The following is a 19,240-nucleotide window of genomic DNA, read 5'->3' as shown; positions in this document are numbered from 1 at the left end:
CGAACCTTTACTCTTTCGACGGCGGGCGCTCAAAACCCTTGCCGGTCTCGAGCAGGCTCTTGAGGCTCGCCAGCACCAGCGGCCAGCCCTTGGCGACGTTCTGGATCAGCCTGTGCGGGCCGTCGGCCTCGTGGGTGACGGCGAGCTTCATCAATTCGCCGTCGGGCTCGATGGTGAAAGTGCAGCGCGTGTAGCCGTCCTCCTTCACCTCGGGCATCCATTCGTTGCGCCATTTGATCACCAGACGCCGCGGCGGGTCGATCTCGAGGATCTCGCCGGAATCGGCGATGCGGCCGTCGGGGAAGACCAGCTTCCAGCTCGAGCCGACCTTCCAGTCGCTCTCCTGGTAGGAGCTGAGGAAGAACCGCCGGTTGAATTCCGGGTCAGTCAGCGCCTGCCAGAGTTTTTCAGGCGTGGTGCGGATGTAGGTGACATAGACAAAACTGTTCTCGCTCACGGCTCTTCCCTTTCAAGGCGTTGCTTCAGGTCGCTGAGGGCAGCAAGCCGCCCCCGCTCGAACTTGCCGATCCAGCGCTCGGCGATCTCGCTGATCGGAACGGGATTGAGGTAGTGCTCCTTCTCGCGGCCTCGGCGCATGGTGGTGACGAGGTTCGCCTCCTCGAGGATCGCCAGGTGCTTGGTCACCGCCTGGCGCGTCATCTCCATGTGCTCGCAGAGCGCGTTCAGCGTCTGCCCGTTCCGGGCATGGAGGCTGTCCAGCAATTGCCGGCGGGTCGGGTCGGCCAAAGCGCGAAAGACGGCATCCATGCTCATGACTTTAATATGCAACCATTTGGTTGCATGTCAAGTGCTGGCGAAAATTATTCTGCCGCCTGATTGCTGACTGCTTGAGTTTTCTTGCCGGATTGTACTTGTCTTGAGGCGGCTTCGCTTTTGAGCAGCGCCTTCCCCCACTCCGTCGCTGCTTCGCAGCGCCACCTCTCCCCCCTCCGGAGGGAGAGGAAGGGAGCCAGGGTCGGCGAACTCGCACCGTTCCTCTCCCCCGTCGATCGGGGGAGAGGTGTCGAGCGAAGCTCGACGGAGTGGGGGTCGATCTGGCTCGCCGATTCCAAGCAGAAATCGGCTCCGATATCGGCGGCGGTTCAGGTCAGCGCTTGCGGGAGAACCAGAACGCGTCGGTCATGCGCGTCATGCCGATGCGCTCGTAGAAGCCGACGGCATTGGGCATCGAGATCAGGCTGATGGCGACCGAAGGGCCAAGGTGGCGCTGTGCTTCGTCCATCAGGCCCTTGCCGACGCCGAGCCCTTGCGCCGAGGCGGATACGGCGAGTTCGGAGATGTAGCAGACCCAGGAGAAATCGGTGATGCCGCGCGCGACGCCGATCAGCGGCTTGCCCTCGATGTCGAGCCGCGCTGTCAGCACCAGATTGGCATTGCCGAGCATTGTCTTCAGGCGCGCTTCATCGTCGACGGGCCGTGTTTCACCGAGACCGGATTCGACCAGCACGCGGCGGAATTCGGCGACGTCGAGGGCAGGCTCGCTGGCGTAAAGGACTTTTGAAGGATCGGCCATGGCCGCAGATTGCACTAGCCTCCCATAATTTCGAAGTCGTTTTTTTAGTTATTCCAGCTCCGGCGCGCATGCCATGCTCGACATTGGCCAAGGCCTGCGCACGAACAGTTGCCTTTCATTTGCCGCCGGCTTTGTGTAAACCGTCCGGCAAAATTCCCCGCAAGCCACGAAGAAGACGGGCAAGGACCATGGATAAATTCACCAAGCTCACCGGCGTCGCCGCGCCCATGCCGATCGTCAATGTCGACACCGACATGATCATTCCCAAGGATTATCTCAAGACGATCAAGCGCACCGGGCTCGGCACCGGGCTTTTCGCCGAGATGCGCTACAATGAGGACGGCTCGGAGAACCCGGATTTCGTGCTCAACAAGTCGGCCTACCGCAAGGCGCAGATCCTGGTCGCCGGCGACAATTTCGGCTGCGGCTCGAGCCGCGAGCATGCGCCCTGGGCGCTGCTCGATTTCGGCATCCGTTGCGTGATCTCGACCTCGTTCGCCGACATCTTCTACAACAACTGTTTCAAGAACGGCATCCTGCCGATCACGGTCAGCCCGGAAGACCTCGACAAGCTGATGGACGACGCTTCGCGCGGCTCCAACGCGACGCTGTCGATCGACCTCGAGGCGAAGGAAATCCGCGGGCCGGATGGCGGCGTGGTCAAATTCGACCTCGACGATTTCAAGCGCCACTGCCTCTTGAACGGCCTCGACGATATCGGGCTGACCATGGAGAAGGCCGGCGCCATCGCGTCCTTCGAGAAGAAGAATGCCGAGCAGCGCCCCTGGGCCTGAGAGACCGTTTGGAAATTCTACTCCGGCGGCCATCTGATGGCGGTTTCTGCGCTTCCGTTGCTCACGGACCAAATGTCCGCTGCGCTACGGTTCTCGAAACCACCACCATATGACTCGTCAGAGCGAATTTCGAAACAGTCTCTGGGCGGCATGGCTTTAAATCAATAGGCTCCGGCCTTCGCAGGCCGGGTCGTGGCGGCTGAATGGAGGGACAGTCATGACACGCTTGCTTCTGGCCGCCGCTGGCGCATCGGCGGCAATCCTTCTCGTCACGGTCGGCGCCAATGCGCAGACCACCGCGCCGGCCACGCAGCCGGCGCCCGCCACGTCCGACCAGCCGGCGACCGATCGAGGCGCGGCCGACCAGGGCAACGACCAGGCCGCGTCGGATGACGACAAGCAGGCGCCGATCCCGTTCGAGGGCGGGCAGCTCACCATCACGCAGCCGGAGCAGGACAGCGAAAGGGTGCTTGCCTATGACGGCAAGCAGTTGGCCAGCAATTACGACGTCTTCTTCGACAAGATCGTCAACATCGGCGACGTCAACGTGGCGCTGGTCGATGTCGGCGACGGCGGCAACCAGTGCGGGCCGGCCAAGGTCATCGTCTGGAAGCCGAAGGACGGCGAGATCCAGACCGCCACGGTCGAGCAGGACGAATGCGGCGCGCCGCCGGCAGCAGTCTCCGACAGCGCCATTTATTTCGTGCCCTATCTTCTGCCGGGCGATTCCAAGCCGGCGCTGCAATGGTCGCCCACGGAAGGGCTGACGACCTCCGGCACCCTGACCTACACGCCCGAACCCGGCACCGGCTGGAAGGACGTCGACCCGTCGAAATTGGACAACATCATCGACGCCTTCCACAACGAGGCCGTCTACAAGGCCGGACAGGCGTTGCTGGGCAAGGACATGCCCGACATGGCGACCAGCCTTCTGGTCGGCGGCGGCACCGAAAAGACGGCCTCGGGCGCCTTTTACGCCACCGGCTGCGTGCCGCATGACTGCGGCGGCAATAACGGCTTCATGGCAGTCGACCCCGCCAAACAGAAAGTCTATTTCGCCCGCCGCGGCGACAATGGCGAGCGGCAGGCCTGGCCGCCGATGAAGGACTGGCCGGACGACATCAAGAAGGCCTATGACGACGCGCAAGGGAACTAGGGATTCGGTTCAGCGCGGCTTCGTCATCCACGGGCGGAGCGACGCGAAGCGGAGCGCAGACCCGAGGATCCATGCCGTGACCGCTGCCGGAGAGCGCGAGGGTCCAGAATTCTGCACGGTTGGCAGCGCTTCGGCGTAACGGCATGGATTCCAGGGTCTGCGCGCGTCGCTTCGCTCCTTGCTCCGCCCTGGAATGACGGCCTGAGGAAGGCTCAGGCTAATCTCCAAGGATTGCGCTCACGTCGTGACAATACTCCGCATTGCTTGGCCCACGACCAGCCGAGCCTGTTTTGCTAGATGCAGGCCGACCTAAACCAACGCGAGGCTCCCATGCGCAAGCTCATCTCCACCGGTTCGCCCTTCGAGAAAACCGCCGGCTATTCGCGCGCGGTGGTGCAGGGCGACTGGTGCTTCGTCTCGGGCACGACGGGCTATGACTATGCCACCATGACCATGCCCGACACGGTCGAGGCGCAGACGCGCAATTGCCTTGCCACCATCGCCAAGGCGCTCGCCGAAGGCGGGTTCGACATGGCTGACGTGGTGCGCGCGCATTACTACATCACCGATCAGGCCTATGTTGACGTGGTCTTCCCGATCCTCGGCGAGGCATTCGGCGACATCCGCCCGGCGGCGACGATGATCGTGTGCCAGCTCAACAAGCCGGAGATGAAGATCGAGATCGAGGTGACGGCGCTGAGGCGCACGGCATAGGAGCCGAGGGATGGCGGTTCGGCGCATTGTAACCAACATCGCCACACAGGATATCGTCGCGGCGAAGCGCTTCTACCATGACGTGCTCGGCCTCGATCTGCTCATGGATATGGGTTGGATCGCCACCTACGGGTCCGAGGAACGGATGCAGGTGCAGGTGAGCTTCATGGCGCAAGGCGGATCCGGCACGCCGGTGCCGGACCTGTCGATCGAGGTCGACGATGTGGACGCGGCGCTCGACGCAATGAAGGCCGCCGGCTTCGCCGTCGAATACGGCCCGGCCGACGAGCCCTGGGGCGTGCGGCGCTTCTATGTGCGCGATCCGTTCGGGCGGCTGGTGAATATTCTGTCGCATCGGTAGCTGGGGTTCCTCGCCCCACGAAGTGGGGAGAGGTGGCTCGGCGAAGCTGAGACGGAGAGGGGAGCGCCCTACGAAGGCCCCCTCTCCGTCCGCTTCGCGGACACCTCTCCCCGGCCTCTGGCGGGGGCGAGGAACCGGAGCCACACCTGCCGAGCGCCGCAGTATTTCTCCGTCCCCTTGCGCCGCAAGCGCTTGGCGTTTAGCAAGACGCCGGCCGCACAGCGCCGCGCGCCTCTTCGGCGCGCAAGGATGCTGTGCAAACAGAAACTCATTCTTTCCGGACGGTTCTCCATGGCTTCGAAAAATCTCTTCCTGCTAGCCGGCGACGGCATCGGCCCCGAGGCGATGGCCGAGGTGAAGAAGCTGATCACGGCGATGAACGACAGGTTGGGCAGCGGCTTTGCCACTGACGAGGGGCTGGTGGGCGGCTGCGCCTACGATGTGCATGGCGCGGCGATCTCGGATGCCGACATGGCCAAGGCGATGGCGGCGGACGCCGTGCTGTTCGGCGCCGTCGGCGGGCCGAAATGGGATGCCGTGCCTTACGAGGTACGCCCCGAGGCTGGCCTGCTGCGGCTGCGCAAGGACATGGAGCTGTTCGCCAATCTCAGGCCCGCGATCTGCTACCCGGCTTTGGCCGCCTCCTCCTCGCTCAAGCAGGAGGTGGTCGAGGGCCTGGATATCCTTATCGTGCGCGAGCTGACCGGGGGCGTCTATTTCGGCGAGCCGAAGCAGATCATTGATCTCGGCAATGGCCAGAAGCGCGGCATCGATACCCAGGTCTACGATACGTTCGAGATCGAGCGCATCTCCGGCGTCGCCTTCGAGCTCGCGCGGACCCGTCGCAACCATGTGACATCCATGGAAAAGCGCAACGTCATGAAGTCGGGCGTTTTGTGGAACGAGGTGGTCAGCCAGACGCACAAGGCGCGGTACTCCGATGTGAAGCTCGACCACATGCTGGCGGACGCCGGCGGCATGCAGCTGGTGCGCTGGCCGAAGCAGTTCGACGTGATCGTTACCGACAATCTGTTCGGCGATATGCTCTCCGACATCGCCGCCATGCTCACCGGCTCGATCGGCATGCTGCCTTCGGCCTCGCTCGGCGCGCCGGATGCCAAGACCAAGAAGCGCAAGGCGCTCTACGAGCCGGTGCACGGCTCGGCGCCCGACATTGCCGGCAAAGGCATCGCCAACCCGATCGCCATGATCGCGTCCTTCGCCATGTGCCTGCGCTATTCCTTCGGCATGGTCGCAGAGGCCGACAGGCTGGAAGCGTCGATCGCCGCCGTGCTCGACGACGGCTTGCGCACCAAGGACATTCTTTCCCCGGGCATGAAGGAAGTCGGCACCACTGAAATGGGCGACGCCATAATCGCCAAGTTCCTGGGATGATCGTATGACCGTCGACATTCGCTGGGCGAGGGTCGACATTGCGCGCCCCACGCCTTCGTCATTCTATGGCGGAGCAAGGAGCGAAGCGACGCAGCGCAGACCATAGAATCCATTCCGTGACCTCCAAGCGTCGCAGCGGTGCAGAAAACTCTCGTTCTGCACCGCCTTTACCCTTCGTGCGAGGTAACGGAATGGATCCTCGGGTCTACGCGTCCGCTTCGCTCCCGCTCCGCCTGTGGATGACGAAGTTCGGACGCTTCGGCTAATCGTGAAGGTTGCGATTTGCCACCGAAGAGAACGCCGGCAGCTCGCTGCGGGTCGGCTTCTAACTTTCGTCGCGACCCTAGGCTGGCCGCTTCTTCGGCTTCTTGCGCTTTGCCGGCTGGTCGGATTTCGGCCCGTCGAACTTTGGCTTGTCGAATTTCGCCTTGCCGGGTTTCTTCGCCCAGGTGTCCAGCGCCGCAGCACGCTGTCGTTCCCCCGGCGCCCGCTTCTCGAATCCGGGCGCGCCCTGGTCGAAAGACCGCTTGCCGCGATGCGGCTTTTTCTCCGGCCTCTGTGGCTGGTAGCCGGCGCGCGACAGGTCCGGCGTGCCGTCGATCCGCCTGACCGCGATACTGCCTTGCAGCTTGCGGTCGGGGCCGATCGCGGCGACGAACCGGTCGGCCCAGTCTGCGGCGATCTGCACGAAGGTTTCCTCCGGCTGCATCTTGATGGCGCCGATCTCGCGCTTGGACATGCCGGCGGTGCGGCACAGCATCGGGATCAGCCAACGCGGCTCGGCATTCTGCCGGCGGCCAACCGAGAGCGAGAACCAGACGCTATCGCCGAAATCGTCGCGGCGGCCCGATGTTTCTTCCCCGCGGCCGGATGTCTCTTCCCGGCGTGCGAACTTCTCCTTTGATGGCGCGAAGGGCGCGACATCGATCAGGTCCTCAGGCGCCGAGCGGCTTGCACGGCAAAGCCGCACGAAGGCGGCGGCCACCAGCTCGGCGCCGTGCCGTTCCAGGAGCGCCGCGGCGAAGTCGCGCTCCTCGTCCTTCACCGGCTCGCCGAAGGAAGGATCGGCCAGGATGCGCTCGTCGTCGCGCCGTAGCACCTCGTCGGCTGAGGGAGGGCTCGCCCAGGCCGCGGTCAGGCCGGCATTGGCGAGCAGCCGCTCGGTGCGCCGGCGCGCATTGCCCGGCACGATCAGCGCGCTGACGCCCTTACGGCCGGCGCGTCCGGTGCGGCCGCTGCGATGCAGCAGCGTCTCCGGATTGCTCGGCAGGTCGGCGTGGATGACGAGATCGAGATTGGGCAGGTCGATGCCGCGCGCGGCGACGTCAGTGGCGATGCAGACTTTGGCGCGGCCGTCGCGCATTGCCTGCAGGGCGTGGCTGCGCTCGTTCTGGCTGAGCTCGCCGGAGAGCGCCACCACCGCAAAATTGCGGTTGTTGAAACGCGCTGTGAGATGGTTGACGGCGGCGCGGGTGTTGCAGAACACCATCGCATTGCCCGCCTCGTAATAGCGCAGCACGTTGATGATGGCGTTCTCGCGATCGGCGGGCGCGACCGAAAGCGCCCGGTACTCGATATCGAGATGCTGCTTTTCCCCGCCGCCGGCCGAGATGCGCACGGCGTCGCGCTGGTAACTCTTCGCCAGCGTGGCGATGGAGCGCGGCACGGTGGCGGAAAACATCAGCGTGCGGCGCCCGGCGGGCGCCGCATCGAGGATGAATTCGAGATCCTCGCGGAAGCCGAGGTCGAGCATCTCGTCGGCCTCGTCGAGCACCACCGCTTTCAGCGCCGACATGCCGAGCGCGCCGCGCGTGATGTGGTCGCGCAGCCGACCCGGCGTGCCGACGACAATATGAGCGCCACGCTCCAGCGCGCGCCGCTCGGTGCGCATGTCCATGCCGCCGACGCAGGAGGCGATTTCGGCGCCGGTCAGCTCGTAAAGCCATTCCAGCTCGCGCCGCACCTGCAGCGCCAGCTCGCGCGTCGGCGCCACGACCAATCCGAACGGCGCGCCGGCCTCGGCAAACCGCTCAGCTTTCCCAAGCAGGGTCGGCGCCACGGCAAGGCCGAAGGCGACGGTCTTGCCGGAGCCGGTCTGCGCCGAAACCAGCGCGTCGGCCTCGCCGAGCTCCGGCCCAAGCACCGCCTTCTGCACCGGCGTCAGCGCCGAATAACCGCGCTTTTCCAGCGCCTGAGCCAGCGCAGGAACAATCGTTTCGAAACTGGACATTTTCTTCTTTCGGAATTCGAGGTTCTGCGCTCGCCATTGGAGCACAAGGCCGGCACTGCGTCAGCCAAACGAAATTTGGGCCGTTCGTACTTGCTACCGCCGCCATTGTACAGAGCAGACGGCACCGCCTTCCCCTTCTCCCCTTGTGGGAGAAGGTGGCCGCGAAGCGGCCGGATGAAGGTTGTTCCAGGGAAAGCCAACGCCTCACTCTGCTGGAACACCCCTCATCCGTCTCGGCGCTGCGCGCCGATCCACCTTCTCCCACAAGGGGAGAAGGAGAGGCGCTACGCCAATTGACTCTTTTGCCAAACCGCGTAAAAGCCCGCGTCGAACGGGATCGTTTTTCGATGCGCGGCCTCTCGATGGCTCTTCTTGCATTCGATGCCCCCAGCCTCAATGCCAAGCATTGGGCCGGGCGCGTCGGCGCGTCCCCTCGTTCCAGCAAAACTACGGCCAAAACCACCACCAAAACGGTGTGATTCCCTTGGCCTAACCACCCTCTCCCGGGTCCGGCCCGGGGGACGAAACCCGCATGAGGCCGGCGGGTTTTCTCCAACAACCAAGCGGAGAGGGACAGGAGATATCAGATGAGTTTCAAGGTTGCGGTAGTCGGCGCCACGGGCAATGTGGGCCGCGAAATGCTCAACATTCTGGACGAGCGCGGCTTCCCGGTGAGCGAAGTGGTGGCGCTGGCGTCGCGACGCAGCCAGGGTACCGAAGTGTCCTTCGGCGACCGCACGCTGAAGGTCAAGGCGCTTGATCAGTACGATTTTTCCGACACCGACATCTGCGTCATGTCGGCCGGCGGCAATGTGTCGAAGGAATGGTCGCCGAAGATCGGCAAGCAGGGCTGCGTCGTCATCGATAATTCGTCGGCCTTCCGCTACGATCAGGACGTGCCGCTGATCGTGCCGGAGGTGAACCCGGACGCGATTTCGCTGTTCACGCGCAAGAACATCATCGCCAATCCGAACTGCTCTACGGCGCAGCTGGTCGTGGCGCTGAAGCCGCTGCATGACGTCGCCACCATCAAGCGCGTCGTCGTCGCCACCTACCAGTCGGTGTCCGGCGCCGGCAAGGAAGGCATGGACGAGCTCTTCACGCAGACCCGCGCCGTGTTCGTCGCCGACCAGGTCGACGTCAAGAAGTTCACCAAGCGCATCGCCTTCAACGTCATCCCGCATATCGACGTCTTCCTCGACGACGGCTTCACCAAGGAAGAGTGGAAGATGGTGGCCGAGACCAAGAAGATGCTCGACCCCAAGATCAAGCTGACGGCGACCTGCGTGCGCGTGCCGGTGTTCATCGGCCATTCGGAAGCCGTCAACATCGAGTTCGAAAAGCCGATCACGGCGGATGAGGCGCGCGAGATCCTGCGCGAGGCGCCCGGATGCCAGGTGCTCGACAAGCGCGAGAACGGCGGCTACATCACGCCGCTGGAATCGGCCGGCGAGGACGCCACCTTCATCTCGCGCATCCGCGAGGATTCGACCGTCGACAACGGCCTGTCGATGTGGGTGGTCTCCGACAACCTGCGCAAGGGCGCGGCGCTTAACGCCGTGCAGATCGCCGAGCTCCTGGTCGAGCGCGGCCTGATCCAGCCGAAGAAGAAGGCGGCCTGACGGCAGTTTGTTTTCGCTCACGGGCCGTATCGCCGCTGCCGCGGCTGGCCCTGCGCGGGCGCGCCGGACGACCGGCGGCCTGCAGTCGCAGGCTCGGCCTTCGGGCGTTTGTTTTCGCTCACGGGCCGCACCGCCGCTGTCGCGGCTGGCCCTGCGCGGGCGCGCCGGACGACCGGCGGCCTGCGGTCGCAGGCTTGGCCTTCGGCCGTTTGGTTTTCGCTCACGGGCCGCGCCGCCGCTGCCGCGGCTGGCCCTCGGGCGCGCCCGACGACTGGCGGCCCGCAGTCGCAGGCTCGGCCTTCGGCCGTGGCGGTTCTTCCTTCTCCCCTTGTGGGAGAAGGTGTCACCGAAGGCGACGGATGAGGGGTGTTCCAGGGAACGCTGACGTCTCACTCCACTGGAACACCCCTCATCCGTCTCGGCGCTGTCGCGCCGATCCACCTTCTCCCACAGGGGGAGAAGGGAACGCTCGCACTTTTCGGGTCAGCTGAGCTCATGATCGGTCCGGCTTTCAATATCCTCCTGCGTCCGGCCATCGCTTCCGACGCGGCCGCCATCGCCAAGCTGATGCGCGCGTCGGTCAATGCCTTCGACTGGATGCCGGTGTTGCACACGCCGGAGGAGGACCTGTTCTTCATCCGCGATATCCTGCTGCCCGAGCAGCAAGTGACGGTCGCCGAGACCGCCGAATGCATCGTCGGCTTCATCGCCGCCAAGGGCGAATGGGTCGAGCAGCTCTATCTTGATCCGGCCTGGACTGGACAAGGCATCGGCAGCCGGCTGCTTGCTCAAGCCACCGCCGGCATACCTGTGGTCAAGCTTCATTGCTTCCAGGCCAATACCGGCGCGCGCCGCTTCTACGAACGCCACGGTTTTCGCGCCGAGGCCCTCGGCGACGGCTCGGCCAATGAGGAAGGCTTGCCGGATATTCTTTATGTCCTCAGGCGCTGAGCTCAGGCCCATTTTCGGCCGCCAGGCCGCGCAATATCGCCAGCGCTTCCTCCGCCCGCTCCGCCGGCACGAACAGATGGTCGTGATAGAAGGCCGACACCGGATTGACGCCCATGCCTGCCGCCGCGAGCCGCGTGGTGATGGCGGCGAGGAAGCCGACGGCTTCCAGCGAGGAGTGGATGTCGAGCGTGATCATCCGGCTGCGGAACGTGCCGGCAAGGCCGGCTGCTTTCGCTGCGTCTTCCGCGACGATCAGGGTCAAACCTTCGTGCTCGCGGAATTGCATGACGGGATCGAGCCCATCCGGCATGGCCGCGTCCGGCGCCAGCGTAGCGAAGACGTAGGTTCCGGCAAGCAGTCGCGGCGTCATCGACGCCAACAGCCTGTGCAGGTCGGTCTCGCCGGTCATCTTGCCTCCTCCGTTCCGTGCACTGAACCACGCTTTTGAAAAAAGCGCACCCGACCCGTAGGATCGCCGCGCGTTTCTCCGTCCTTGGTTCGAAGCTGGCAGAAAGCCAGCCCTTGAATCAACAGGAGGGAACATCCGTGAGCATTTCCGAAGCCGCGCCTGTCTCGAACGGCGCCTTGTGGACCGGGCGCGTGCTTAGCGCCGTCGTCGTCCTGTTCATGATTTTCGATGGCGTCATCAAGCTGCCGCCGCTCGACATCGTCACGCAAACGATGGTGCAGCTTGGCTGGCCGGCCGACGCCAATGTCGCGCGCCTGATCGGGGTTATCGGTCTGGTCTCGACCGCGCTCTACGCATGGCCACGTACATCGGTGCTCGGCGCCATCCTGCTCACCGCCTATATGGGCGGCGCGATTTCGACGCATGTGCGGATCGGCAACCCGCTGTTCTCGCATACCTTGTTCGGCGTCTATCTCGGCATAATCCTGTGGGGCGGGCTCTACCTGCGCGACCAAAGGGTGCGTGCGCTGATCCCGTTCTCGCGATAGAGGAGCAAAAGAAATGTTTGCCACCATCCTCATCATCCTGGTCGTCATCGTCGCCGCAGTGCTGATCTATGCCGCGACCCGGCCGAACGATTTCGTCGTCACGCGTTCGGCCAGCATCAAGGCGCCGGCCGAGACGATCTTCCCGCTGATCAACGATTTCCGGCGCTGGCCCGAATGGTCGCCCTTCGAAAAACTCGACCCCGGCATGAAGCGCACGCTGTCGGGCGCCGAAAGCGGCAAAGGCGCGGCCTACGCCTGGGAAGGCAACTCCAAGGCCGGCAAGGGCCGCATGGAGATCACGAATTCGGTGCCGTCATCGCTGGTGTCGCTCAAGCTCGACTTCGAAAAGCCGTTCAGGGCCAACAACAGTGTCGACTTCACGCTTTCGCCGTCCGGCGAGGGCACGACCGTCACCTGGGCGATGCGCGGGGCAAGGCCCTTCATCGCCAAGCTGATGGGCCTGTTCATGAATTTCGACACGCTGATCGGCAAGGATTTCGAGGCCGGGCTCGGCAATCTGAAGCGCCTCGCGGAGCGCTGAAAACCATGAAGTTTCAATAAGTTGGCGTTCAGTGCTGCAAATCCGGCCGGCGCCTAGCCGGCCAATCTTCATCATTGCCGGGATCAATTTAGCTGTTTGTGAGTTTAGGGCATGGCGGCGAGGACGGCGCTTGAGAGAGGAACAGCAATGAAGAAAGCAATTACCATCCTGGTGCTGACGGTGGCCCTTGGCGCCTGCTCGCAAACGGAAAAGGGTGCTGCGATCGGCGGCTTGGGCGGTGCGGCGGTCGGTGCCGCGGTGGCGGGCGATCCTGTGCAGGGCGCGGTGGTCGGCGGCGCGGTCGGCGCAGTGGCCGGCGCGCTGATCGGCCATGCCAGCGAAGCCGGCCAGTGCCGCTATCGCGACCGTTACGGGCGTGTCTATGTGGCGCGCTGCCCGTCCGGCTATTGAGGTATCGGACCGAAATCGAACAAAGAAAAACGGCGGGCCGATGCCCGCCGTTTTCATAGGCGACGAAGAACCGTGATTACTCGGCGCTGGCCGCTTCAACCTCGGCCGGTGCGGCGCTCGCCGCGGCCGCCGCCGCCGCGGCGTCTTCCTGGGCCTTCTTCAACAGGGCAGCGCGTTCCTGCGCCTTCTTGCCGGGCAGGGCCTTGTTCGGGTTCGAGCGGGCCTCGCGCTTGGCAATACCGGCCTCGTCGAGGAAGCGCAGCACGCGGTCGGTCGGCTGGGCGCCATGCGACAGCCAGTGCTTGACGCGGTCGGCGTCGACCTTGACGCGCTCGCCGTCCTTCGGCAGCAGCGGGTTCCACGAGCCGAGCGACTCGATGAAACGGCCGTCGCGCGGCGAACGGGCGTCGGCGACGACGACGTGGTAGTAAGGACGCTTCTTCGAGCCCGCACGGGCCAGTCTGATCTTCAGTGCCATTTCTTTGTCTCCTAAAAGCTCTGATTTCGTTGATGAGTTTTCGGCTGGTTTCAGCCGGTTTTCGTCACGCCGTTGGCAGCGGCGATCTGTTCATGGTGCCGGATCACCTCGCGGACGACGAAGTTGAGGAATTTCTCCGCGAAATCCGGGTCGAGATGCGCATCCTTCGCCAGCTGGCGAAGGCGGGCGATCTGCTGCTGCTCGCGCGCGGGGTCGGCGGGCGGCAGGCCATGCTCGGCCTTCAGAACGCCGACCGCCTTGGTGCAGCGGAAGCGTTCGGCCAGCATATGGATAAGGGCGGCGTCGATATTGTCGATCGAAGCGCGGTAGCCGGCCAGGATGGCGCGTGCATCGGCCATGTCTTTTTCCTCGTTCATCGCCCCTTCACTTCTTCTTGCCTAAACCTGGCAGCCCGCCGCCACCGAGGCCCGGGAGACCCGGAAGCTTCATGCCGCCGGGCAGGCCCGGCAGTCCGCCGCCACCGGGAAGCCCGCCCGGCAGGCCCTTGCCGAGGCCGGCGGCCTGCGCCTGCTTCTGCAGGGCTTCGAGCTGCTTGGGATCCATCTTGGAAAGATCGGGCATGCCGCCGCCGGGCATCATGCCGCCTAGGCCCATTTTCGAGGCGAGGCCGCCCATCATGCCGCGCATGAGGCCGCCGCCTTTGCCCTTGCCGCCCATCGCCTTCATCATGTCGGCCATGCCGCGATGCATCTTCAAGAGCTTGTTGATCTCGGCCGCGTCGGTGCCGGAGCCAGCGGCGATGCGCTTCTTGCGCGAGTGCTTGAGGATATCGGGATTGGCGCGCTCGGCCTTGGTCATTGAGGAGATGATGGCGAGCTGGCGGCCGAACATCTTGTCGTCGAGGCCGGCGGCGGCCAGCTGGTCCTTCATCTTGCCCATGCCGGGCATCATGCCCATGATGCCGCCCATGCCGCCCATCTTCGACATCTGCTGAAGCTGCTGGGCGAGATCGTTCAGGTCGAACTTGCCCGACTGCATCTTTTTGGCCATCGCCGCCGCCTGCTCAGCGTCGATGGTTTCGGCGGCTTTCTCGACGAGCGAGACGATGTCGCCCATGCCGAGGATGCGGTCGGCGATGCGCTTGGGGTGGAATTCCTCCAGCCCGTCCATCTTTTCGCCGGTGCCGATGAGCTTGATCGGCTTGCCTGTGACGGCGCGCATCGACAGCGCCGCGCCGCCGCGGCCGTCGCCGTCCATGCGGGTCAGCACCAGGCCGGTGATGCCGACGCGTTCGTCGAAGCTTTTCGCCAGATTGACGGCGTCCTGGCCGGTGAGCGAGTCGGCGACAAGCAGAATCTCGTGCGGGCTCGACACCTTCTTGATGTCGGCCATCTCGACCATCAGCGGCTCGTCGATATGGGTGCGGCCGGCGGTGTCGAGGATGACGACGTCATGGCCGCCGAGCCTGGCGGCCTGCACGGCGCGCTTGGCGATATCGACCGGGCTCTGGCCGGCGATGATCGGCAGCGTCGCGACCTTGGTCTGCTCGCCGAGTTGGCGCAGCTGCTCCTGCGCGGCGGGCCGCCGCGTGTCGAGCGAAGCCATCAGGACCTTCTTGTTCTGCCGCTCGGTCAGCCGCTTGGCGATCTTGGCCGAGGTGGTCGTCTTGCCGGAACCCTGCAGGCCGACCATCATGACGACCACGGGCGCCGGCGCGTTGAGGTCGACGGCTACGCCCTCGGCGCCGAGCATCTCGACCAGCTCGTCATGGACGATCTTGACGACCATCTGTCCGGGCTTGATCGACTTCAGCACCGCGGCGCCGACCGCCTTCTCGCGCACCTTGTCGGTGAAGGAGCGAACCACTTCCAACGCGACATCGGCCTCGAGCAGCGCACGGCGCACCTCGCGCAAAGCCGCCGAGACATCCGCCTCGGAGAGCGCGCCGCGACCAGTCAGGCCGTTCAGGATGGAGCCAAGACGCTCCTGGAGGGATTCAAACATCTGCGGTCCTTGATCTCGGTGGGGTCCGACCGAGAGGTAGTGCGTTCGCGCCGGGTCGCCAAGCAAAAGCGCAAAGCCAAAAAGCACCCGGGGGCGCATCGCGCTGCCGGGTGTTGGCCTCCAGGATCTCTTTACAGCACCCGCCTCAAAGCGGCTTCGGCGTCCTGGTCGGCTTTCGCGAAAGAAAACTCGTCGCGGAATTCAGCGGCTCTAGACAGGAAATCGGCCGCGGAGTCAAGGCCAACGCATGTCGCGCAAAAGTGCGCAGCGGTTTTGCGGCAACGACATGCGTCAAGAAACTATGCAGGAATCCCGGCCAAAACGCCGCCATTTGGGCGTCTCATAGCGGACTTTGCCGGGTCGCCCCGACCCTCAGCGGCGAGCGCCGGTGCAAAAGCAGCAGCATCGTCAGAAGTGTGCTGACGACGCCGATCGCGGCGATGAGAACGGCGTCCAGATTGGTCCAGCCGGGGCCTTCGAGGGGCTTGGCATTGAGCAGCGCGAAGGAATTGTAGCCTTCCTGGTGCGAGATCAGCAGGAAGCCGGTCAGGTTGTTGCCGAGATGGGCGCCGAAGCCGGCGCCGAGATTGCCGGTGACATAGACCAGGAGCGTGAGCAGCAGGGCGAATGTGCCGATCGAGATGAAGACACTGGCATTGATGGCCAGCGTCGAGGCCGTATTCCAGTGCAGCGACGTGAACAGCAGGCCCGGCAGCGCCGCCCAGACCAGAGGGCTCCTGAAGCGATGAGCGAGGGCGCGCAGCAGATAGCCGCGAAACAGCATTTCCTCCGACGAGGTCTGCAGGAAGGCGAGCAGCGCGATCGGCGCCAGGAAGAGCAGCCAGGACGACAGGGAGATCGGTCCGCGCGCGATCTCCGGCTGCAGCCAATAGAGCAGCACCTCGGAGAACAGCGAGGTGATCAGCACCGCGACCAGGCCCTTGAGAAAATCGCCGCCAGCGATGCGGCGGGTAACGCCAAAGAGAGCCGACAGCGGCTCGCCATGCACCAATCGCATCGCCACCCACAGGCCGATCCAGATGCCGGCAAAGGAGCTCAGCGCGCTGAGGATGCCGACGGGCGATGCCAGGAAGTCCTGCATGTACTGCCCGGTCGAGGGGCCGGGCAGGCGCCAGACGATGTAGACATAGGTGCCGGCAAACAGCACGACGGCCGTCGCCGCCATCCAGAAGGCAATAACGATTGCCGTGCCGAAGAAGAGCCGCAGCAAATTGGTCTTTTCGTTCGGCGAGCGGCGATAGCGCTCGAAGGCGGCATTTTCGATCGTCACGCGGCTCCCCTGCCGAAGGCTTTCGGCTGTATTGTGTAGGAGGTCGGTGGTTACCGCGCGATTACCTTGCTTTGAGCCGGGACCGACTGGATCGCGTTGAGGGCACGAACATCGAATTCGTACCACGGAACACTAACGCGCGATCACGAAGGTAGGAGATTAGCTGGAACGCCCATCTCGTCGTCATCCACGGGCGGAGCAAGGAGCGAAGCGACGCGGCGCAGACCCGAGGATCCATTCCGTTACTTCCGAGCGTTGCCACAGTGCAGAATTCTGCCCCGCTGCGCTCTTCGGCCGGGGTCACGGAATGGATCCTCGGGTCTACGCGTCCGCTTCGCTTCCGCTCCGCCCGTGGATGACGAAGTTCGGACGCTTCGGCCAATCCCAAACGTGTGCATTGAACGCAGGCAAGCCTGAGCCGTCAGCACGGAAAGAAACGGCCGCCATCGCCGGCGGCCGCTCGTCTGACGACGATCAAGCCCGATCAGCGCATCACATAGACGATGCGCCGCGTGCCGGGGTCGACCAGCGCCGGCTGGTTGTTCACATAGACATAGCGATACCGGTAATCGGGGATCTCGCGCAGCTCGACCGTGTCGGGCAGCGTGGCTCCGGTCACCACCTCGCCCTCGAGATAGACCGGATCGACCCGGTGCGTGGTGACATAGGTGCCGACCTCGGCCGGCGGTCTGCCGATCGACTCGATGGCATCGTCGCCGGGAACGATGGCGCCGGTGTAGCTGTCCGTGGTGTAGATGTTATCGGTCGGCGGCGACACGACGGCGATGCCGGCATTGGCCGGCCGGCGTGTCAGCACGACGCGGCTGCCGCCGAAATCGCCCGTCACATAGTCGGAATAGACCCAGCCATTGCCGCCCGCTTCGGCGATCGTGCACCATTTGCTGTTCGCGATACAGCCGGTGAGCGTTGCCGACTGGCCGGCGGCCAGCACGCCAATCACGGGATATTGCGGGCCGGGGCCGGCGCGCACATTGAGATCGGCCACCGCCGAGACGGCGGTGTCGGCCAAGGCCGCGCCCGACATGGCGAACAGCGCGCCGGCAAGCGCCGGAAACAGTACGCGTTTCATGGTTTCACTCCGTTTTTCCACGCTCCCTCGCGGTCGGAAACGAAACCAAGGCTTATGCGTTCCGGCTAAAGCGCCTTTCGGCCGCTCACGAATTGTTCCATGATTTCTCTGGGTTGCGGTCAAAAGGGCGTGAGCGGGCGCAAGGCGCTTTTAGCGCGGCACGTCCCGCCGGACCGGCGCCAACGATCGCGACATCAACGTCTTTCATGAGGCAGGCCCGCCACACCTGATGGCCGATCGCAGGCTATTGCCCTTCTTTCGCCAGTGTCGGGTGTCACGTCCCGCCGCGAGGACGGTGACAACCGGGCGTTTCGCTGGCAAATTCGCAGCCGGGACGTGATTCAAGGCAACCAGGAGAAGGACATGGCATTTTTTGCCAAAAGAAGAATTTTCGCGGCCGCCGCAGCGGTGGTGGCGATGCTGGGGCTGGCGACAGGCGCCGAAGCCGCGGCCAGCTGCGGCAAGAACGGCGCCGGATTCGAGGCCTGGAAGCAGGACTTTGCCGCCGAGGCCAAGGCCAACGGCGTCGGCCAAAGGGGGCTTTCGGCGCTGGAGGGGGCGACCTACGCGACAAGGACGATTTCGGCCGATCGCGCCATCCACAAGGCTTTCAGCGGCTCGGTGGAGGCTTTCATGAAACGCCGCGGGGCGTCCGCGATCATCTCGAGAGGCCGCGCGCTGAAGAAGGCCAACGCGGCGATGTTCGCCGATATCGAGCGGACCTATGGCGTGCCGCCGGGCGTGCTGCTCGCCATCTGGGGCATGGAAACCGGCTTCGGCGCCTCGATGGGCAACCAGAACACGGTGTCGGCCATCCTGACGCTCGCCTATGACTGCCGCCGCCCGGACTATTTCACCCCGCACGCCATCGCGGCGCTGAAGCTGGTCGATCGCGGCGCGCTGAGCGCCTCCTCGGTCGGCGCCATGCATGGCGAGATCGGCCACACCCAGTTCCTGCCCGGAAACGTGCTGAAATATGGCGTCGGCAGCGGCAACCTGCGCGACCGCAACACGGCGCTGGCTTCCACCGCCAACTATCTCAAGGCGCATGGCTGGCAGGCCGGCGCGAGCTACGAGGCCAATATGGGCGCGATCGCGGGCTGGAACTCGGCCAGCGTCTACCAGCAGGCCATCGCCCGTATCGCCGAGGCGATCGACGCGGATTGATCGAGGTCGTCATTCCACGGAAAAGCTCGGCCAAGCGCCGGGCTTTTTTGTTTGTGGAGATTGGCGAAAGCCGGGAAAGTGGGGATCACTTCCCTAGGGGCGCCTTGGGGCCTCGCGGAGCGACCTGTGCTTCGTCATTCTAGGGCGGAGCAAGGAGCGGAGCGACGCGCGCAGACCCTAGAATCCATGCCATGGCATTGGCCGTAGAATGCTGCGGTCCAGAATAGGCGCCGATGGCTGCGCCAGCTAGGATCGCCAGATGACCGGCTATGTCTACATGACTGCTAGCCAAAAAGGGGGCACGATCTATATCGGTGTCACCAATGACCTTGCTCGCCGGATGCCCGAGCACAAGAATGGCCAAGGTTCCAGCTTCGCCAGCCGTTGCGGTGTGCAGCGTCTCGTCTGGTACGAGGAATATTTCGACATCGCTGATGCCATCCAGCGTGAGACGTCACTGAAACGCTGGCCACGGCGATGGAAGATTGAACTGATCGAGAAGACCAATCCGGAATGGTTCGAGCTGTTTCGCGGAATTGGCTGGTGAGCGTTCTGCACCGTGGCGGCTCTCGACCGTCACGGC

The 19,240-nt window shown here is 64.4% G+C and carries 23 protein-coding genes; 13 read left to right on the top strand and 10 right to left on the bottom strand.

Annotated features, from left to right (window positions below; all coding sequences use genetic code 11):
• Nucleotides 1–7 precede the first annotated feature (7 nt).
• The 3 genes from LB535_RS24205 to LB535_RS24195 all read right to left on the bottom strand — a co-directional run bounded on the left by LB535_RS24205 (nt 8) and on the right by LB535_RS24195 (nt 1,534).
• Nucleotides 8–457 (bottom strand): SRPBCC family protein, encoded by a 450-nt coding sequence (locus tag LB535_RS24205; RefSeq protein ID WP_140845959.1) that lies wholly within the window; start codon nt 455–457, stop codon nt 8–10.
• Nucleotides 454–774, bottom strand: a complete 321-nt coding sequence (locus tag LB535_RS24200; protein WP_224633992.1) for an ArsR/SmtB family transcription factor — start codon at nt 772–774, stop codon at nt 454–456. Before LB535_RS24200 ends, LB535_RS24205 begins: the two co-directional genes overlap by 4 nt.
• A 334-nt stretch (nt 775–1,108) precedes the next feature.
• The gene (locus LB535_RS24195; RefSeq protein WP_224532491.1) at nt 1,109–1,534 is read right to left on the bottom strand and encodes a GNAT family N-acetyltransferase; all 426 of its coding nucleotides are present in this window, start codon (nt 1,532–1,534) and stop codon (nt 1,109–1,111) included.
• A gap of 188 nt (nt 1,535–1,722) precedes the next feature.
• On the opposite strand from LB535_RS24195, the gene leuD reads away from it, so the two are divergent.
• The 5 genes from leuD to leuB all read left to right on the top strand — a co-directional run bounded on the left by leuD (nt 1,723) and on the right by leuB (nt 5,954).
• Nucleotides 1,723–2,328, top strand: a complete 606-nt coding sequence (gene leuD, locus LB535_RS24190) for a 3-isopropylmalate dehydratase small subunit (RefSeq protein ID WP_224633991.1) — start codon at nt 1,723–1,725, stop codon at nt 2,326–2,328.
• 217 nt (nt 2,329–2,545) lie between these two features.
• Nucleotides 2,546–3,484 (top strand): hypothetical protein, encoded by a 939-nt coding sequence (locus LB535_RS24185; RefSeq protein WP_224633990.1) that lies wholly within the window; start codon nt 2,546–2,548, stop codon nt 3,482–3,484.
• 330 nt (nt 3,485–3,814) lie between these two features.
• Complete coding sequence (locus LB535_RS24180; protein WP_224532802.1) at nt 3,815–4,198, top strand: RidA family protein; 384 nt, start codon at nt 3,815–3,817, stop codon at nt 4,196–4,198.
• A gap of 10 nt (nt 4,199–4,208) precedes the next feature.
• Nucleotides 4,209–4,559, top strand: a complete 351-nt coding sequence (locus tag LB535_RS24175) for a VOC family protein (protein WP_224633989.1) — start codon at nt 4,209–4,211, stop codon at nt 4,557–4,559.
• Nucleotides 4,560–4,850: 291 nt separating this feature from the next.
• Nucleotides 4,851–5,954, top strand: a complete 1,104-nt coding sequence (leuB, locus tag LB535_RS24170; protein WP_224633988.1) for a 3-isopropylmalate dehydrogenase — start codon at nt 4,851–4,853, stop codon at nt 5,952–5,954.
• Nucleotides 5,955–6,297: 343 nt separating this feature from the next.
• Here leuB and LB535_RS24165 read toward each other — a convergent pair whose 3' ends face one another.
• The gene (locus LB535_RS24165; protein WP_224633987.1) at nt 6,298–8,184 is read right to left on the bottom strand and encodes a DEAD/DEAH box helicase; all 1,887 of its coding nucleotides are present in this window, start codon (nt 8,182–8,184) and stop codon (nt 6,298–6,300) included.
• A gap of 155 nt (nt 8,185–8,339) precedes the next feature.
• Here LB535_RS24165 and LB535_RS24160 point away from each other — a divergent pair, with 155 nt between their 5' ends.
• The 3 genes from LB535_RS24160 (at nt 8,340) to LB535_RS24150 (ending at nt 10,757) form a co-directional block, all read left to right on the top strand.
• Nucleotides 8,340–8,663, top strand: a complete 324-nt coding sequence (locus LB535_RS24160) for a hypothetical protein (RefSeq protein WP_224633986.1) — start codon at nt 8,340–8,342, stop codon at nt 8,661–8,663.
• 108 nt (nt 8,664–8,771) lie between these two features.
• Complete coding sequence (locus tag LB535_RS24155) at nt 8,772–9,806, top strand: aspartate-semialdehyde dehydrogenase (RefSeq protein WP_095770019.1); 1,035 nt, start codon at nt 8,772–8,774, stop codon at nt 9,804–9,806.
• A 495-nt stretch (nt 9,807–10,301) separates the two neighbouring features.
• Nucleotides 10,302–10,757, top strand: a complete 456-nt coding sequence (locus LB535_RS24150) for a GNAT family N-acetyltransferase (protein ID WP_224633985.1) — start codon at nt 10,302–10,304, stop codon at nt 10,755–10,757.
• Here LB535_RS24150 and LB535_RS24145 read toward each other — a convergent pair.
• On the bottom strand, nt 10,747–11,166 hold the full coding sequence (locus LB535_RS24145; protein WP_224633984.1) for an ACT domain-containing protein: 420 nt from the start codon (nt 11,164–11,166) through the stop codon (nt 10,747–10,749). The genes LB535_RS24150 and LB535_RS24145 overlap by 11 nt on opposite strands.
• A 137-nt stretch (nt 11,167–11,303) precedes the next feature.
• Between LB535_RS24145 and LB535_RS24140 the strand changes: the two genes are divergently transcribed.
• From LB535_RS24140 to LB535_RS24130, 3 genes are all read left to right on the top strand, one after another.
• Nucleotides 11,304–11,714 carry a DoxX family protein gene (locus LB535_RS24140; RefSeq protein WP_224633983.1) on the top strand — a complete coding sequence of 137 codons (411 nt, stop codon included), beginning with the start codon at nt 11,304–11,306 and terminating at the stop codon, nt 11,712–11,714.
• Between the two features lie 13 nt (nt 11,715–11,727).
• Nucleotides 11,728–12,255: an SRPBCC family protein gene (locus LB535_RS24135; protein WP_224633982.1), complete on the top strand. Its 528-nt coding sequence runs from the start codon at nt 11,728–11,730 to the stop codon at nt 12,253–12,255.
• Between the two features lie 147 nt (nt 12,256–12,402).
• Entirely contained in the window at nt 12,403–12,666 is a 264-nt protein-coding gene (locus LB535_RS24130; RefSeq protein ID WP_095770014.1) for a YMGG-like glycine zipper-containing protein, read from the top strand.
• Nucleotides 12,667–12,742: 76 nt separating this feature from the next.
• Here the strand turns inward: LB535_RS24130 and rpsP are convergent, their stop codons facing one another.
• The 5 genes from rpsP to LB535_RS24105 all read right to left on the bottom strand — a co-directional run bounded on the left by rpsP (nt 12,743) and on the right by LB535_RS24105 (nt 17,490).
• On the bottom strand, nt 12,743–13,144 hold the full coding sequence (gene rpsP / locus LB535_RS24125; RefSeq protein ID WP_095770013.1) for a 30S ribosomal protein S16: 402 nt from the start codon (nt 13,142–13,144) through the stop codon (nt 12,743–12,745).
• A gap of 50 nt (nt 13,145–13,194) precedes the next feature.
• Nucleotides 13,195–13,521 carry a chorismate mutase gene (locus LB535_RS24120; RefSeq protein ID WP_095770012.1) on the bottom strand — a complete coding sequence of 109 codons (327 nt, stop codon included), beginning with the start codon at nt 13,519–13,521 and terminating at the stop codon, nt 13,195–13,197.
• A 7-nt stretch (nt 13,522–13,528) separates the two neighbouring features.
• Entirely contained in the window at nt 13,529–15,109 is a 1,581-nt protein-coding gene (gene ffh, locus LB535_RS24115) for a signal recognition particle protein (RefSeq protein ID WP_140634947.1), read from the bottom strand.
• Between the two features lie 340 nt (nt 15,110–15,449).
• Entirely contained in the window at nt 15,450–16,400 is a 951-nt protein-coding gene (locus LB535_RS24110) for a CPBP family intramembrane glutamic endopeptidase (RefSeq protein ID WP_224633981.1), read from the bottom strand.
• A gap of 484 nt (nt 16,401–16,884) precedes the next feature.
• Nucleotides 16,885–17,490 carry a DUF1236 domain-containing protein gene (locus LB535_RS24105; protein ID WP_224633980.1) on the bottom strand — a complete coding sequence of 202 codons (606 nt, stop codon included), beginning with the start codon at nt 17,488–17,490 and terminating at the stop codon, nt 16,885–16,887.
• A gap of 363 nt (nt 17,491–17,853) precedes the next feature.
• On the opposite strand from LB535_RS24105, the gene LB535_RS24100 reads away from it, so the two are divergent.
• Together LB535_RS24100 and LB535_RS24095 are read left to right on the top strand one after the other, a co-directional pair.
• A complete protein-coding gene (locus LB535_RS24100; protein ID WP_224549599.1) occupies nt 17,854–18,657 on the top strand; it encodes a lytic transglycosylase domain-containing protein in 804 nt (267 codons plus the stop codon).
• Nucleotides 18,658–18,916: 259 nt separating this feature from the next.
• Nucleotides 18,917–19,204, top strand: a complete 288-nt coding sequence (locus tag LB535_RS24095; RefSeq protein WP_224633979.1) for a GIY-YIG nuclease family protein — start codon at nt 18,917–18,919, stop codon at nt 19,202–19,204.
• Nucleotides 19,205–19,240: the final 36 nt, after the last annotated feature.

This window comes from Mesorhizobium sp. CA10, assembly GCF_020165285.1.
Classification (GTDB): Bacteria; Pseudomonadota; Alphaproteobacteria; order Rhizobiales; family Rhizobiaceae; genus Mesorhizobium.
Note: the sequence above shows the minus strand (reverse complement) of the source record. Positions and strands in the feature narration are given on the sequence as shown.

What these genes read in the sequence shown, in the direction of transcription:
- LB535_RS24200 (WP_224633992.1), bottom strand. Translation starts at nt 774, where the DNA reads ATGAGCATGGATGCCGTCTTTCGCGCTTTGGCCGACCCGACCCGCCGG.
- LB535_RS24135 (WP_224633982.1), top strand. Translation starts at nt 11,728, where the DNA reads ATGTTTGCCACCATCCTCATCATCCTGGTCGTCATCGTCGCCGCAGTG.
- LB535_RS24130 (WP_095770014.1), top strand. Translation starts at nt 12,403, where the DNA reads ATGAAGAAAGCAATTACCATCCTGGTGCTGACGGTGGCCCTTGGCGCC.
- LB535_RS24185 (WP_224633990.1), top strand. Translation starts at nt 2,546, where the DNA reads ATGACACGCTTGCTTCTGGCCGCCGCTGGCGCATCGGCGGCAATCCTT.
- LB535_RS24145 (WP_224633984.1), bottom strand. Translation starts at nt 11,166, where the DNA reads ATGACCGGCGAGACCGACCTGCACAGGCTGTTGGCGTCGATGACGCCG.
- LB535_RS24195 (WP_224532491.1), bottom strand. Translation starts at nt 1,534, where the DNA reads ATGGCCGATCCTTCAAAAGTCCTTTACGCCAGCGAGCCTGCCCTCGAC.
- LB535_RS24100 (WP_224549599.1), top strand. Translation starts at nt 17,854, where the DNA reads ATGGCATTTTTTGCCAAAAGAAGAATTTTCGCGGCCGCCGCAGCGGTG.
- rpsP (WP_095770013.1), bottom strand. Translation starts at nt 13,144, where the DNA reads ATGGCACTGAAGATCAGACTGGCCCGTGCGGGCTCGAAGAAGCGTCCT.
- ffh (WP_140634947.1), bottom strand. Translation starts at nt 15,109, where the DNA reads ATGTTTGAATCCCTCCAGGAGCGTCTTGGCTCCATCCTGAACGGCCTG.
- LB535_RS24155 (WP_095770019.1), top strand. Translation starts at nt 8,772, where the DNA reads ATGAGTTTCAAGGTTGCGGTAGTCGGCGCCACGGGCAATGTGGGCCGC.
- LB535_RS24180 (WP_224532802.1), top strand. Translation starts at nt 3,815, where the DNA reads ATGCGCAAGCTCATCTCCACCGGTTCGCCCTTCGAGAAAACCGCCGGC.
- LB535_RS24165 (WP_224633987.1), bottom strand. Translation starts at nt 8,184, where the DNA reads ATGTCCAGTTTCGAAACGATTGTTCCTGCGCTGGCTCAGGCGCTGGAA.
- LB535_RS24150 (WP_224633985.1), top strand. Translation starts at nt 10,302, where the DNA reads ATGATCGGTCCGGCTTTCAATATCCTCCTGCGTCCGGCCATCGCTTCC.
- LB535_RS24120 (WP_095770012.1), bottom strand. Translation starts at nt 13,521, where the DNA reads ATGAACGAGGAAAAAGACATGGCCGATGCACGCGCCATCCTGGCCGGC.
- leuB (WP_224633988.1), top strand. Translation starts at nt 4,851, where the DNA reads ATGGCTTCGAAAAATCTCTTCCTGCTAGCCGGCGACGGCATCGGCCCC.
- LB535_RS24105 (WP_224633980.1), bottom strand. Translation starts at nt 17,490, where the DNA reads ATGAAACGCGTACTGTTTCCGGCGCTTGCCGGCGCGCTGTTCGCCATG.
- leuD (WP_224633991.1), top strand. Translation starts at nt 1,723, where the DNA reads ATGGATAAATTCACCAAGCTCACCGGCGTCGCCGCGCCCATGCCGATC.
- LB535_RS24095 (WP_224633979.1), top strand. Translation starts at nt 18,917, where the DNA reads ATGACCGGCTATGTCTACATGACTGCTAGCCAAAAAGGGGGCACGATC.
- LB535_RS24175 (WP_224633989.1), top strand. Translation starts at nt 4,209, where the DNA reads ATGGCGGTTCGGCGCATTGTAACCAACATCGCCACACAGGATATCGTC.